We start from the raw sequence: 13843 nt of genomic DNA, 5'->3' as shown, positions 1-13843 counted from the left end.
CAAGTCGTAAGCTATAAGCTGCAAGCAAGAGCCCGATGAAGCCAGGCACAGTGGCTCTTGCCTTGCAGCTTGTAGCTAAAAGCTTGCCGCTGCCTCTCTTACTGCGATTTCCGGACCCGTAGGTACCATTCCGAAAGAAGGCGTACCTGTTTGTCGGTGTAGCCACGTTCGACCATTCGCGTGACGAAGTCGTTGTGTTTTTGCTGGTCCTCCTTGCTGGCCTTGGCGTTGAAGCTGATGACCGGCAGCAGGTCCTCGGTGTTGGAGAACATTTTCTTCTCGATAACCACCCGCAGCTTCTCGTAGCTGAGCCAGGTAGGGTTCTTGCCATTATTGTTGGCCCGGGCGCGCAGCACGAAGTTAACGATTTCGTTGCGGAAATCCTTCGGATTGCTGATGCCGGCGGGTTTCTCAATCTTCTCGAGCTCCTCGTTGAGGGCCACGCGGTTGAGAATTTCGCCGGTTTCCGGGTCGCGGTATTCCTGGTCCTGAATCCAGAAGTCGGCGTACAGCACGTAGCGGTCGAAGATGTTTTGGCCGTACTCGCTGTAGGACTCCAGGTACGCGGTCTGGATTTCCTTGCCGATAAACTCGATGTAGCGCGGCGCCAGGTACTCCTTGAGGAATCGCAGGTAGCGCTCGCGGGTCTCGGCCTGGAACTGCTCCTGTTCGATTTGCTGTTCCAGCACGTAAAGCAGGTGCACCGGGTTGGCGGCAATCTCGTGCGGGTCGAAGTTGAAGACTTTGGAGAGGATCTTGAACGCGAACCGCGTGGAAAGGCCGTTCATGCCTTCATCCACGCCCGCCGTGTCGCGGTATTCCTGAATCGACTTGGCCTTGGGGTCGGTGTCCTTGAGGTTTTCGCCGTCGTACACGCGCATCTTCGAGTAAATGTTCGAGTTTTCCGGCTCTTTGAGGCGCGACAGCACTGTGAACTGCGCCAGCATCTTCAGCGTGTCAGGCGCGCAATGGGCCTTGGCGAGGGAGCTGTTAAACAGCAGTTTGTCGTAGATTTTGATTTCATCGCTGACCCGCAAGCAGTACGGGACCTTGACGATGTAGATCCGGTCGATGAAAGCTTCGTTGTTTTTGTTGTTGCGGAAGGTGTGCCATTCCGATTCGTTGGAGTGGGCCAGCAGAATGCCGGTGAACGGAATCGCGCCGAGGCCTTCGGTGCTGTTGTAGTTACCTTCCTGGGTCGCGGTAAGCAGTGGGTGCAGCACCTTGATCGGTGCCTTGAACATTTCGACGAACTCCATCAAGCCTTGGTTGGCCCGGCACAGCGCGCCCGAATAACTGTAGGCATCGGCGTCGTTCTGCGGGAATTCCTCGAGTTTGCGAATATCAACCTTGCCCACCAGCGCCGAAATATCCTGGTTGTTCTCATCACCCGGCTCAGTCTTGGCCACGCCGATCTGGTTGAGGATCGACGGGTAGAGTTTGACCACGCGGAACTGGCTAATATCGCCGCCAAATTCGGCCAGGCGCTTGGTGGCCCAAGGCGACATGATGGTATTGAGGTAACGCCGTGGAATGCCGAAGTCTTCTTCGAGGATCGCGCCATCTTCCGTGGCGTTGAACAGCCCCAAAGGCGACTCGAACACCGGTGAACCCTTGATGGCGTAGAAGGGTACCTTTTCGATCAACTGTTTGAGCTTTTCGGCCAGCGAAGACTTACCGCCGCCGACAGGGCCGAGCAGGTACAGGATCTGTTTCTTCTCTTCCAGGCCTTGGGCGGCATGGCGGAAGTAGGAGACGATCTGGTCAATGCACTCTTCCATGCCATGGAAGTCTTCAAAGGCCGGGTAGCGGCGGATCACCTTGTTGGAGAAGATTCGCGACAGGCGCGAATTATTGGCCGTTTCGACCAGTTGAGGCTCGCCAATCGCCAATAGCAGGCGTTCGGCGGCAGACGCGTAGGTGCTGCGGTCCTTTTTGCACAGGTCGAGATACTCTTGCAACGAGAGTTCTTCGTGCTGTGTGGACTCAAAGCGCTGTTGGAAGTGGCTAAAGATACTCATGACGTCGTCACCTCGCTCGATACGTGGAGCCGACGCCGGGTCAATCAGTCGATGCTGGCAGTCATTGGTGATTACCAATGGCCGTTTTCCCCCCAGAACACCCTGAAACGCTACCGATGACCCGCACGCCGGTGTACCGGCTCTCCCCTGATTTGGATGGCCTGCGCTTAAGGATAGTTCGGAATCGGGGAGGTCAAGGCGGGATGCGTAATTAGTTTGCCCGCGCGTTTGTCAGAAACGGCGCGAGCCCAAGCGTCACGCGGGGTAGCGGGGTGTGAAAAAAATTATTGCGAATCGCCGGAGTCGATGTCTGCAGGATAGGTCGTACGCCACAGTTCAAAGCCACCGTCCAGGCTGTAGACGTCGCTGAAGCCCTGGCTGATCAGATAAGCCGCTGCGCTCTGGCTGGAATTGCGTGGTAGCACCCCACGATCACTGGCGCGTCGAGGTCGGCTGCGCGGATAAAGTCGGCAATGTTGACGTTGTCCAAATGCCGTGCACCGCTGATATGCGCGGCGGCATACGTCGGCTGATCGCGGATGTCGACGACCACAGCGCCTTGCTCGCGCAGGGCCTGTGCTTGTTCGGGAGAGATACGTTTGAATTCGCTCATGGCGGGCTCCTTGGGCAGGGTTGCAAGCGGCGTCTAGCGCTGGGCGGCCGGCAGTGTAACGGGAATAGGGGCGTTGCACTGGCAGTTCAGGCGCTCGCCGGTGTCGATGTTCATCAGGGTCATGCTGCCGCCCCACACGCAGCCGGTGTCGAGGGCGAACACGCCGGGTTCTTCGCATTTGCCTTCAAGGGCCGCCCAGTGGCCGAAGATGATCTTCGTGTCACGGGTTTTGCGTTCCTTGTGCGCAAACCACGGCTTATAGCCGGGCAGTGCGGTATCGGCGCCTTCCTTGCTCTTGAGGTCCAGCTTGCCTTCGGCGGTGCAAAAACGCATGCGCGTGAAGTAGTTGGTGATCACGCGCAGGCGAGGCACGCCGCTCAGGTCGTTGTCCCACTTGACCGGCTCGTTGCCGTACATGCCGTCGAGGTAGGCGCTGTACAGGGCGTCATCGGCCAGTGCGCTTTCAACTTCGGCAGCGCACTTGAGGGCTTTTTTCAGCGTCCATTGGGGCGGGATGCCCGCATGCACCAAGGCGGTGTTACGGCCTTCGTCGTAATGCATGAGTTTTTGTCGGCGCAGCCAATCCAGCAGTTGCGCGCGGTCTGGCGCTTCAAGAATTTCGCGCAGGGTGTCGCCCTTTTTCAGGCGCTCGATGTTCTGGTCGGCCGCCAGCAGGTGCAGGTCGTGGTTGCCCAGTACGCACACCAGTGAATCGCGCAGGTTATACAGGTAACGCAGGGTGGCGAGGGACTCGGGGCCGCGATTGACCAGGTCACCGACCAGCCACAAGCGGTCGTGTGCGGGGTCGAAGGCGACCCGCTCCAGCAAGCACTTGAGAGGCTCGAGGCAGCCTTGCAGGTCGCCCACCGCGTACGTCGTCATCAGTGCAGCGCCCCTGGCACCGCGAGGCGGAAGGGCGCGATGATGGCATCGAACAGTTTGCCGTCAGTGGCTTTCATCTGAAACGAACCCTGCATGGTGCCGACCTTGGAGGTCATCACCGTGCCGCTGCTGTAGGTGTGGCTTGCGCCGGTGTCGATCAAAGGTTGCTGGCCGACCACACCCGCGCCGCGCACTTCCTCGACCTGGCCGTCACCGTCGGTGATCACCCAGTGGCGCGACAACAGCTTGGCCGGCACCTGCCCGTTGTTTTTCACGGTAATGGTGTAGGCAAAAGCAAAACGGTTATGTTCGGGTTGGGACTGGTCCGCGAGGAAGCGGGTAACGACGCTGACGTCGATCTGGTAGCGAGGATCGGACATGCAAGAGGCCTTAAAAGCAAAAGCTGGGGACAGCAGATGCGGGTCAGTCTAGGCCAAGAGCAGGGCACTAGGCCAGAAATGCTGACAGGCTTGTCGCGATAGCATCAGCGCGCACTGGCTGATGCATCGCGAGCAAGCCCGCTACCGCAGGCTTCAGTCCGCGGCGGGCGCAGGCTGTATGGCCAACTGGTCGGCCAGGCGCACGAACGCTGCCAGGTCCAGTTGCTCGGGGCGCAGGCTGCCATCAACGCAGGCGGCCTGGATTTCGTCGTTGCTGAGCAGGTTCTTCAGCGTGTTGCGCAAGGTTTTGCGGCGCTGGTTGAACGCTTCACGTACCACGCGCTCCAGCAACTTGTGATCTTTGGCCGGGTGCGGCAGCACGGCGTGTGGCACCAGGCGCACGATGGCCGAATCAACCTTCGGCGGCGGGTTAAACGCGCCAGGGCCGACGTTGAACAGGTGTTCCACGCGGCAGTGGTACTGAACCATGATCGACAGGCGGCCCCAATCGCCGCCGCCAGGGCCTGCGGCCAAACGCTCAACCACTTCTTTTTGCAGCATGAAGTGCATGTCGCGGATGAGGCCTGCATTGTTCAACAGGTGAAAAATCAGCGGCGTGGAGATGTTGTATGGCAGGTTGCCGACCACACGCAGGCTGTTGGGGGCTGCATCAAGGCTGGTGAAGTCGAACTTCAGTGCATCGCCCTGGTGCAGGTTGAAGTTAGGCATGCCGGCGAATTGCTGATTGAGGATCGGGATCAGGTCCTTGTCCAACTCAACCACGTCCAGTTGGCCACCGCTGTTCAGCAGGCCTTTGGTCAGTGCGCCCTGGCCCGGGCCGATTTCCAGCAAGCGGTCGGAAGATTTGGCGTGGATGGAGCGCAGGATGCGGTCGATTACGCCAGCGTCGTGCAGGAAGTTTTGCCCGAAGCGCTTGCGCGCCCGGTGTTGGTAATGCTCGGTCATAGTCGGGTCTCGGCCATCTGATAGGCGGTTTCCAGGGCCACGTGCAGGCTGCCGGTATCGATCTTGCCGCTGCCTGCCAGGTCCAGGGCTGTGCCATGGTCGACAGAGGTGCGGATGATCGGCAGGCCTAGTGTCACGTTGACTGCGGCGCCGAAGCCTTTGTATTTCAGCACGGGCAGCCCCTGGTCGTGGTACATCGCCAGCACTGCGTCGCAGTGCTCCAGATATTTGGGGGTGAACAGAGTGTCCGCTGGCAGTGGGCCGCGCAGGTCCATGCCTTCTTGGCGCAGACGCTCTAATGTCGGTTCAATGATGTCGATTTCTTCATGGCCCAAGTGGCCGCCTTCACCGGCATGCGGGTTGAGCCCACAGACCAGGATGCGCGGTTGGGCAATGCCGAACTTCTGTTGCAGGTCGGTGTACAGAATACGAGTGACGCGCTCAATGCGCTCGGCGGTGATGGCATCGGCAATATCACGCAGCGGCAGGTGCGTGGTGACCAAGGCCACGCGCAAGCCGCGTGTAGCCAGCATCATCACCACTTGAGCGGTGTGGGTCAGCTCTGCAAGGAACTCGGTATGGCCGGAAAAGGCGATGCCGGATTCATTGATCACACCCTTGTGCACGGGCGCGGTGATCATGCCGGCGAAGTCGCCGTCGAGGCAGCCTTGGCCGGCACGCGTCAGGGTTTCCAGCACAAATGCCGCATTGGCCTTGTTCAACTGGCCGGCAACCACGTCGGCTTGCAGTGGGGTGTGCCACACATACAGGCTGCCCGCCGGTGCCGGCTGGTCGGGCCAGTTGCCTGGCGCCGCGTCCAGCAGCGTGACGGCCACGCCCAGTTGCGCGGCCCGCTCAAGGAGCAGGTCGCGGCTGGTAATGGCAATCAGGGGGTGTGGCTGGGGTTGCGAGGCGAGCAGCAGGCACAGGTCTGGACCAATGCCGGCCGGCTCGCCGGGTGTTACCGCGAAACGCTGTGGTTTCACTGTGCTGCCTGGTCGGTGCCTGTTTGTTCGGCGCCTGGCAGCTTGTTTTCTACATAGGCTTCGTCACGGATCTGACGCAACCAGGTTTGCAGCTCTTCGTCGTACTTGCGGTTACGCAAAACGGTCAGTGCTTGTTGCTCGCGGGCCTGGTTGGTGTTGTCGGTCGCACGGCGACCCAGCACTTCCAGTACGTGCCAGCCATATTGAGTTTTGAACGGCTTGGACAGCACACCTTGCGGCGTCTTGGCCATGACGTCCTGGAACTCCGGCACCAGTGCTTTCGGGTCGATCCAGTTCAGGTCGCCGCCGTTAAGGGCGGAGCCCGGGTCTTCCGAAAAGCTCTTGGCCAGGGTGGCGAAGTCTTCACCCGCCTCTATGCGGTCATAGATCTTCTGGGCCAGTTCCTTGGTTTGCGCCTCGGTACGGATTTCGCTTGGTTTGACCAGAATGTGACGAACATGCACTTCGTCTCTCAGCGAGGTCTCGCCGCCGCGTTTTTCCAGCAGCTTGAGGATAATAAAACCGCCTGGCGTACGTGCTGGCTGGGTGATTTCACCCGGCTGCATGGCGCTCAGCTCACGGTCGAACGGAGGTGGCAATTGGGCAGCCTTACGCCAGCCCATATCACCGCCGTCCAGGGCGTTGTCGCTGCCCGATACGGCAATCGCGGTCTGCGCAAAATCAGCACCGGCTTTCAGGCGGTCATAAACTGCCTGAGTTTTTGCGGCGGCCGCATTGAGCTGCTCGGCGTTGGCGCTGTCCGGGGTCGGGATCAGAATGTTGGCCAGGTGCAGCTCTTCGGAGAGCTGCATCTTGCCAAGGTCGGAGGCCAGGAAGTTTTTGACTTCCTGCTCGGACACCTGAACCCGCTCGGCCACACGGCGCTGACGCACACGGCTGATGATCATTTCGCGGCGGATCTGGTCACGCGCGTCCTCATAGGACAAACCGTCGTGGGCCAGGGCAGCACGGAACTGGTCAATGCTCATGTTGTTGCGTTGAGCGATGGTGCCGACGGCCTGGTTCAGTTCTTCGTCCGAAATACGGATGCCGGAACGATCGCCGATCTGCAGTTGCAGGTTTTCGACGATCAGGCGTTCCAGCACCTGTGGGTCCAGTACGCTGGTAGGCGGTACGCCGCCGCCACGCTTGGCGATGGTTTGCTGAACTTCCTTGACCCGTTGGTCCAGTTGGCTCTGCATGATCACGTCGTTATCGACGATGGCCACTACCTTGTCCAGCTGTTGAACCGCAGCGTGTGCCGATGCGGTCCCCAGGAACAGTGCGCCCAGCACGAGTGGGCGCAAGCAATCAGAAAGCTTGATCTTCACGTTCACGATAACCTTGAATGCCTTTGTCGAGGAAGCTCTCTACCTTGGCGCCGGTCAGGCCGCCGAGTCCTTTAAGGACCACCTGGAAGAAGAGCCCGTGGTCACCCTTTTCGTTAAGCGGGGCGATCTGGCTGTATTCGTCGTTGGAAACCCAGTAACGGTTGATGACGCGCAGTTTCCAGCAGCAGTTGTCGTACTCGAAACCACCGAAGGCTTCCAGGGTACGGTTGCGGGCATAGTCATACTGCCAGCGGGAGATCAGGTTCCACTGCGGAATGATCGGCCACATCATCGAGAAGTCGTGTTGCTGGATTTTGTAGTAATCCTTCACGTAGTTCGCGGTATCCGATGGCACGCTGTAGTCACCACCAAACTGCCACTTGCCGGTCAGCTGGTTGTACACCACCTGGTCGTTGCGATAGCGGTAGCCGAGGTTGATGATCTTGTTCGGGTTGTCTTCCGGCTGGTAGTGGAACATCGCGCTGCCCGAACGTGGGCTGTGCTCTTCAGTGTCCCAGTTGTAGTCGGCCGTGGCGCGCCAGTCGCGGTTGAAGCGGAACTCGTATTCCAGGGCGATTGGCGATACATCGGACTGTGCGTCGGCACGATCAGCTGCCAGGATGCCCGGCAGTTGAACCTCGCGGTTCTTGAAGTACACCGCCTGGCCCACGGAAACGCGCTGACGTTCAAAGCCGTTCTCTTCGATCCAGCGGCTGGTCAAGCCCAGGGACAGCTTGTTCTCGTCGCCGATCCGGTCGGTGCCGCTGAAGCGGTTATCGCGGAACAGCGAGGCGTAGCTGAACGAGTACTCACTGGTGTCGAATACCGGAATATCGCTTTGGTCCTTGTTAGGCACATAGAGATAGTAGGCACGCGGCTCCAGGGTCTGGCGATACTCTTTGCCGAACCAATTGGTATTGCGGTCGAAGTACAGGCCGCTGTCGACGCTGGCGACTGGAATTGCGCGGTCCTGGGAGCTTTTGAACACCCCGCCTGCGTAAGGAGAAGCACCCGGCGCCAGAGCAGCGGCTTGAGCGGCGATAATGTCGTTCTTGCCTTTGCTGTCCAGGTCAAGATCGTACTTGGTATAGACGTACTTGAGCTTCGGCGTAATAAAACCGTAGGTCCAGTTCATCGGGTAATCGACGGCCGGGGCGGCGGTCAGGCGCGTACCGTTTGCACGCGTGAGACCGGCGACGTTGGTGTCCAGACGCGGTGACGTAGCACCGTTTTCATCTGTAAACGTGCCACTTTCCAGGTCGCGTTCAAACCGAACAGCTTCCGTCTCATAGGTAAAGTTCAGCCCGCCCGGATGGTAAGGCAGCGCACCGTTGAAGGTGATCTGCGGCAACCGGTCATAAGGCGTGATCTGCGAGATCGTCGACAGCTGGTAAGCCTGCAGGTTAACGCGGGCTTGATACGAGTCGCCCCGATACGTCACAGAACCTTGCTGGTTAAGGAAGTCGCGGTTTTGAACCCCTTCCTCGTAGGACTTCAGGTCCTGGAAGTAATAAGGATCGCTGATTTTGGTGTAATCGACCTGAGTCGATATCCGCGAGTCCAAGCCGCCACGGTGCTGCCAATTGAGCATGTAGCGGGTACTTTCGTAATCGCTCTGCTTGTTGCGCTCGTCGTTGTCGTCGTTCAGGTACGCACCGCCGAACTGGCCTTCGCTGGACTTGGTGAGGTAGCGGAATTCGCCTTCCATCATCATGCCGCGCTTGGTCATGTATTGCGGGTACAACGTGGCGTCGTAGTTCGGCGCCAGGTTGAAGTAGTAAGGCGTGACGAGTGTAAAGCCGCTTTCGCTGCCGGTGCTGAAGCTCGGCGGCAGGAAGCCGGATTGACGACGATCGTCGATCGGGAAATAGATGTACGGGGTGTACAGGATCGGAATGTTCTTGATCCGCAACGTCGCGTTGGTCGCCGTACCGAAACCGGTGGCGGGGTTCAACGTGATGTTGTTGCCGCGCAGTTGCCAGGCGTTGCTGTCTGGCTCGCACGTGGTGTACGTACCGTCTTTGAGACGGATGATCGCGTTTTCAGCACGTTTTGCGTACAGCGCGTTACCGCGGATACGCGACTTGTGCATCACGTATTCAGCGTTGTCGATCTGGGCCGCGCCGGTATCGAGCTGTACCTGGGCATGATCGCCGACGATCAGCGCACCGTTGTCGCGCAAGCGAACGTTGCCGTTCAGCTCGCCACGGTTCTCGGCCTGATACAGGCTCGCCTCTTCAGATTCCAGCTGCATGCTGCCCTGGCGCATGACGACGTCACCGGCCAGGGTCGCGACTTGCTGTTCCTGCTCGTAACGAGAGGCCTTGGCACCGATAAAGGTCGGCGCATCGCTCTTGTTGGTCTTGTCGTTCATGCCGGGACGCATCGGCTCGATGTACGCGCCGGAGCAATAAGGACCGGTTTCGGCCAACTGGGCGGCGGTCAGCTTCTCGCGAGGCACCCAGTCCAGGTGGCTATAGTCAGCGCTGCGCGAACGCAGGCCACGGCCCTTGGACTCGGTAACCAGAGCGGTCTTCGGTGCGGCCTCGGCGCTGCCACCAGCGTCGGCTTGCGCCGTGCTGTTGGCCGAGCTGACGGCTGCACCGTCATGCACCGGTCGCGGTGGCAATGGGGCTGCGGCGCTTTTCGGCGCACAATCCCAGGCACCCGAAGCAGAGACTGAGCAGTCATACTGTTCCGCGGCGACCACGAATGAGGTGGCGAAAGGTTGCATGGCCAGCAGACTGCCGGTTACCAGCAACGGAAATTTTCTACGAAACGCGGGGGATTTCAATGCCATCTTATTAGTCCGGGCTTCCTGCGTGCCATCTGCCCGCGGTGTGGGCCGCACGCCTCTCGATGGTCTGAAAAAGATGCGTGATAATAAAGCATGACCCGCTTGACGGCTAGCGCCGTCGGAGACCCTTGTAATGCCCGAGCAAGATCTACGTTTACAACAGCTGAAAGTCTGGCTGGATGAGCAGTTGCCGATCCTTTTCAACGCGCAAGGTTGGGGCTCCGTACCCCCGGCCACATTGACTGCGGCCAGCAGTGACGCGAGTTTCAGGCGTTACTTCCGGTGGGAGGGCGGTGGGCATGGTTTTGTCGTAATGGACGCACCGCCACCCCAGGAAAACTGCAAACCTTTCGTCGATATCGCTGATTTACTCGCGAAATCCGGCATAAACGTTCCAAAAATTTATGCAGAAGATTTGCCGCGCGGCTTTCTTTTGCTGAATGACCTGGGCACAAAAACCTATCTGGACGTGATTGACGACAAAAACGCCGATCAATTGTTTGCCGATGCCATCGATGCGTTGCTCGCGTTTCAGCAATTGCCGATGGACGCGCCGTTGCCCAGTTATGACGTCGCCTTGTTGCGCCGTGAGCTGGAATTGTTTCCAGAGTGGTACGTTAAAAGGCACTTGGGCATCACGTTCGACGCCCAGCAACACGCGCTCTGGCAGCGCGCCAGCGATCACTTGATCGACAGCGCCCTGGCCCAGCCAACAGTGCTGGTGCATCGCGACTATATGCCACGCAACCTGATGATCAGCCAGCCAAACCCCGGCGTGCTGGATTTTCAGGACGCGGTCTACGGCCCGGTTACCTACGACATCACGTGCCTGTTCAAGGACGCGTTCCTCAGTTGGCCCCACGCCCGTGTGCGTGAATGGCAGCGCGGTTACTGGCAGCGCGCCGGTGCGTTGGGGATTCCTGTACAGGCAGACTTCGAAGAGTTCCTGCGGGCCAGCGACCTGATGGGCGTGCAGCGCCACCTCAAGGTAATCGGCATTTTTGCGCGCATCTGCCACCGTGACGGCAAGCCGCGCTACCTGGCGGACGTGCCACGCTTCTTTGCTTATATAGAAGCGGTAGTGGCAGACCGGCCTGAATTGGACGCGTTGGCTGAGTTGCTGGCCAGTTTGCGCCAACCGGTCGAGGCCGGCGTATGAAGGCCATGATTTTGGCGGCCGGCAAAGGCGAGCGCATGCGCCCGCTGACGCTGCACACGCCCAAGCCGCTAGTGCAGGCGGGTGGCAAGCGGTTGATCGAATATCACCTGGAAGCACTGGCCAAGGCGGGTTTCACCGATATTGTGATCAACCATGCCTGGCTTGGGCAGCAGATCGAAAGCTACCTGGGCGACGGCGCGCAGTATGGCCTGCGTATTCAGTACTCAGCCGAAGGCGAGCCGCTGGAAACCGGCGGCGGGATCTTCCAGGCATTGCCGCTGTTGGGCGACGACCCCTTCCTGGTGGTCAACGGGGATATTTGGACGGACTACGATTTCACCCGGTTGCGCCAGCCCCTTCAGGGCCTGGCCCATTTGGTGATGGTGGATAACCCGGCGCATCACCCGTCAGGCGGTGATTTTTACCTGGATCAGCAGTTGCTTCATGATGCGGCGCCCGGTGCCGATAACCTGACCTTCAGTGGCATTTCAGTGCTCGACCCGCAGTTATTCGCAGGTTGCAGCGCGGGCGCCTTCAAGCTGGCGCCGCTGTTGCGCGCGGCGATGGCGAAAGGTCTGGTAACGGGGGAGCACATGACGGGACGCTGGATTGATGTCGGCACGCTGGAGCGTCTGGCGCAGGTCGAAACCTTGCTGACTGCGGGGCAATAAAATGTTGTGGCCAGGGACGCTGATCGGCGCCGGGGCTGGCTATGCCATTGCCAGTATTCCGGGGGCCTTGTTGGGCGCATTGCTGGGGCAGGCGCTGGACCGCCGCCTGCAACTGCAGAGTTGGGCGCAGTTGCGCGAGCGCCTCGGCGGGCGCCCGGCGTTACGCAACGATGAATTGCTGTTCGTGCTGTTGGGGCGCCTGGCCAAAAGTAACGGCCGGGTGGTGGGCGGGCATATTCAGCAGGCGCGGCAAGAAATGCGTTCGTTGGACATGAGCGAGTCAGCCCAGCGACGGGCGATTAATGCGTTTAATCGCGGCAAGTCGGGTTCTGACGGCATGCGCACGTATCTGCGCGTGCTCAAGGCTCAGCCGCATGCTGCGGAAGGCGTTTTGCGTGCGTGTTGGCGGATGGCGTGGGCGGATGGCAGGGCGGATGAGGTGGAGTGCCGCTTGATCAACCTGTGGGGAAAGTGGCTCGGTTGGACGCCGCAGCAGTTGCAGGCGCTGGCGCTGGATTTCGCACCGGAGCGTAAACCGTTGGCTAATCGCGGTGGTGCGTATCAGGAGGCGTTGCGGGTGTTGGGTGTAACGGCGACGGCTGAGCCTGACGCGATCAAACGGGCTTATCGCCGACTGCTCAGCCGGCATCACCCGGACAAAATCGCCGGCAGTGGCGCTACGCCTGCTCAGGTGCGCGAGGCGACTGAGCGAACGCGCGAGTTGCACAATGCTTATGCGTTGATTCGCGAGCGCCGCGATTTTCGATAGTCGTTCTACTGCTCGTAAATGATCGTTCCCACGCGTGGGAACGATCAACGCGCCCCGTTGAACCACGATGGCGTAACCCAACCCAATCAGTCGGTGGCCGGCTGTGGGCTCAGCCACCCGCGAATTCGCCGGTACAACTGCTCTTGCTCGGCCGAGCTGTTACCGGGCAGGGTCTTCAGTGACACCTGTTTATAACCGTCATTTTTCGTCCGCTTGGCCGCATGAACACGTGCCAATGCATCCTTGCGCTCCTGAGCGCCGTCTTGATAGAACACATCCGCCGTAGGCACTTTTAGCGTTGGCACGAGTTTTTGCAGGTCTGGCTGCCGAGCCACCGGCGTCTTGCCGGCCACCATCACCAGCTTCTGCACCTGAGATGGCTGCTTCTCGCTCAGGTAACGCGCCGCCCACCAGGCGCCGGTGCCATGCCCAAGCAGCACTACGCTGCGCGCGCCTTGGGTCTGGGCAAAGGCAACACCGGCGTCAATGCGGTCGAAAATCCGCTTGGCGTCGGTCTTGTCCTGTTCATCTGCGCCCGGGACCACCGCCGGGTCCGTGCCTTCGGCTTCGGCGCTGGCCGCTTGCTCGATGGGTTTGGCGGCCGTGCTGCCGTCTTTGCTGCTGGTGTCGACGGCTGCCTTGGGGGCTTCGATGACCCGCGGTGGCAGCGTGTCCATGTTCACATCCGGCAGCGACAGGCTGAGGGTGCCCCAGTTGGCGTCCGGTAATTTGTTGCGCAACGGCGCGATTGCTTGCGGCCAGTCAGCACTTTCGCCTGCGCCCGGTACGATAATCACCACGCCTTCGGCTTCTGCGCTGTTGGCCGGTTTCCACAGGGCCAGGAACGAATCACTGCCGGCCTGCAACTGTTGCTGTTGTTGCTGAGGAATTATGCGTTCAAGGGCGCTGGCCTCTTCCTTGCTGCGCTCGGGCAGGGCTTGGCGTTCCAGCGGTTTTTCTGCGGTGGAGGCGGGTTCGTCGGCGGCCTGAACAGAAAAGACGCTGGTAAATAGCAGCGACAGGCACAATGCTGGCAGTGCCGAGCGGTTTCGATAGGGCATTGTTAAATTCCGGCCAGAAGTGATTACAGCAGCCTAATAGGTTGGTCAGTATTTGTCAGTGATGTGAGACGTGGATCATGGGTTTTCGCTTCCTGCTGATTATAGGCTGTGTGTGTTTTGCCCTGGCCCAGGTCTAAAGCCCGGCAGACGTCAACATGTGGGAGGGGGCTTGCTCCCGATTGCAGAGTGCCAGCCGACTTATTCATC

At 59.8% G+C, this 13843-nt stretch carries 11 protein-coding genes and 1 pseudogene; 3 read left to right on the top strand and 9 right to left on the bottom strand.

The genetic code is table 11. The annotated features are described in order from the left end of the window. Positions 1-98: 98 nt before the first annotated feature. The 8 genes and pseudogenes from F0169_RS08670 to F0169_RS08635 all read right to left on the bottom strand — a co-directional run bounded on the left by F0169_RS08670 (position 99) and on the right by F0169_RS08635 (position 9979). Complete coding sequence (locus F0169_RS08670; protein WP_058415262.1) at positions 99-2021, bottom strand: PrkA family serine protein kinase; 1923 nt, start codon at positions 2019-2021, stop codon at positions 99-101. 284 nt (positions 2022-2305) lie between these two features. After that, positions 2306-2634, bottom strand: a pseudogene (glpE, locus tag F0169_RS08665) (thiosulfate sulfurtransferase GlpE). A 33-nt stretch (positions 2635-2667) separates the two neighbouring features. Then, positions 2668-3516 carry a symmetrical bis(5'-nucleosyl)-tetraphosphatase gene (locus tag F0169_RS08660; protein ID WP_122251731.1) on the bottom strand — a complete coding sequence of 283 codons (849 nt, stop codon included), beginning with the start codon at positions 3514-3516 and terminating at the stop codon, positions 2668-2670. Continuing rightward, positions 3516-3896 carry a Co2+/Mg2+ efflux protein ApaG gene (gene apaG, locus F0169_RS08655; RefSeq protein WP_058415265.1) on the bottom strand — a complete coding sequence of 127 codons (381 nt, stop codon included), beginning with the start codon at positions 3894-3896 and terminating at the stop codon, positions 3516-3518. Before apaG ends, F0169_RS08660 begins: the two co-directional genes overlap by 1 nt. Positions 3897-4049: 153 nt before the next feature. Continuing rightward, positions 4050-4862, bottom strand: coding sequence for a 16S rRNA (adenine(1518)-N(6)/adenine(1519)-N(6))-dimethyltransferase RsmA (gene rsmA / locus F0169_RS08650; protein ID WP_152746256.1), 813 nt, complete (start codon positions 4860-4862; stop codon positions 4050-4052). Beyond that, complete coding sequence (pdxA, locus tag F0169_RS08645; protein WP_122251730.1) at positions 4859-5848, bottom strand: 4-hydroxythreonine-4-phosphate dehydrogenase PdxA; 990 nt, start codon at positions 5846-5848, stop codon at positions 4859-4861. The genes rsmA and pdxA overlap by 4 nt, the downstream gene beginning before the upstream one ends. After that, positions 5845-7179: a peptidylprolyl isomerase gene (locus F0169_RS08640; RefSeq protein WP_058415295.1), complete on the bottom strand. Its 1335-nt coding sequence runs from the start codon at positions 7177-7179 to the stop codon at positions 5845-5847. The genes pdxA and F0169_RS08640 overlap by 4 nt, the downstream gene beginning before the upstream one ends. Further along, a complete protein-coding gene (locus tag F0169_RS08635) occupies positions 7160-9979 on the bottom strand; it encodes an LPS-assembly protein LptD (RefSeq protein ID WP_152746255.1) in 2820 nt (939 codons plus the stop codon). The genes F0169_RS08640 and F0169_RS08635 overlap by 20 nt, the downstream gene beginning before the upstream one ends. Before the next feature lie 130 nt (positions 9980-10109). On the opposite strand from F0169_RS08635, the gene F0169_RS08630 reads away from it, so the two are divergent. From F0169_RS08630 to F0169_RS08620, 3 genes are read left to right on the top strand one after another with little or no spacing between them, the layout of a single operon-like run. Continuing rightward, positions 10110-11135, top strand: coding sequence for an aminoglycoside phosphotransferase family protein (locus tag F0169_RS08630; RefSeq protein WP_152746254.1), 1026 nt, complete (start codon positions 10110-10112; stop codon positions 11133-11135). Then, positions 11132-11806: an N-acetylmuramate alpha-1-phosphate uridylyltransferase MurU gene (murU, locus tag F0169_RS08625; RefSeq protein WP_058415270.1), complete on the top strand. Its 675-nt coding sequence runs from the start codon at positions 11132-11134 to the stop codon at positions 11804-11806. Before F0169_RS08630 ends, murU begins: the two co-directional genes overlap by 4 nt. A 1-nt stretch (position 11807) precedes the next feature. Further along, the gene (locus F0169_RS08620; RefSeq protein ID WP_152746253.1) at positions 11808-12575 is read left to right on the top strand and encodes a TerB family tellurite resistance protein; all 768 of its coding nucleotides are present in this window, start codon (positions 11808-11810) and stop codon (positions 12573-12575) included. Positions 12576-12661: 86 nt separating this feature from the next. Here F0169_RS08620 and F0169_RS08615 read toward each other — a convergent pair whose 3' ends face one another. Then, on the bottom strand, positions 12662-13636 hold the full coding sequence (locus F0169_RS08615; protein ID WP_152746252.1) for an alpha/beta hydrolase family protein: 975 nt from the start codon (positions 13634-13636) through the stop codon (positions 12662-12664). Positions 13637-13843: the final 207 nt, after the last annotated feature.

The organism is Pseudomonas kitaguniensis, from assembly GCF_009296165.1.
Classification (GTDB): domain Bacteria; phylum Pseudomonadota; class Gammaproteobacteria; order Pseudomonadales; family Pseudomonadaceae; genus Aquipseudomonas; species Aquipseudomonas kitaguniensis.
This window is presented reverse-complemented; position numbering and strand designations above follow the sequence as displayed.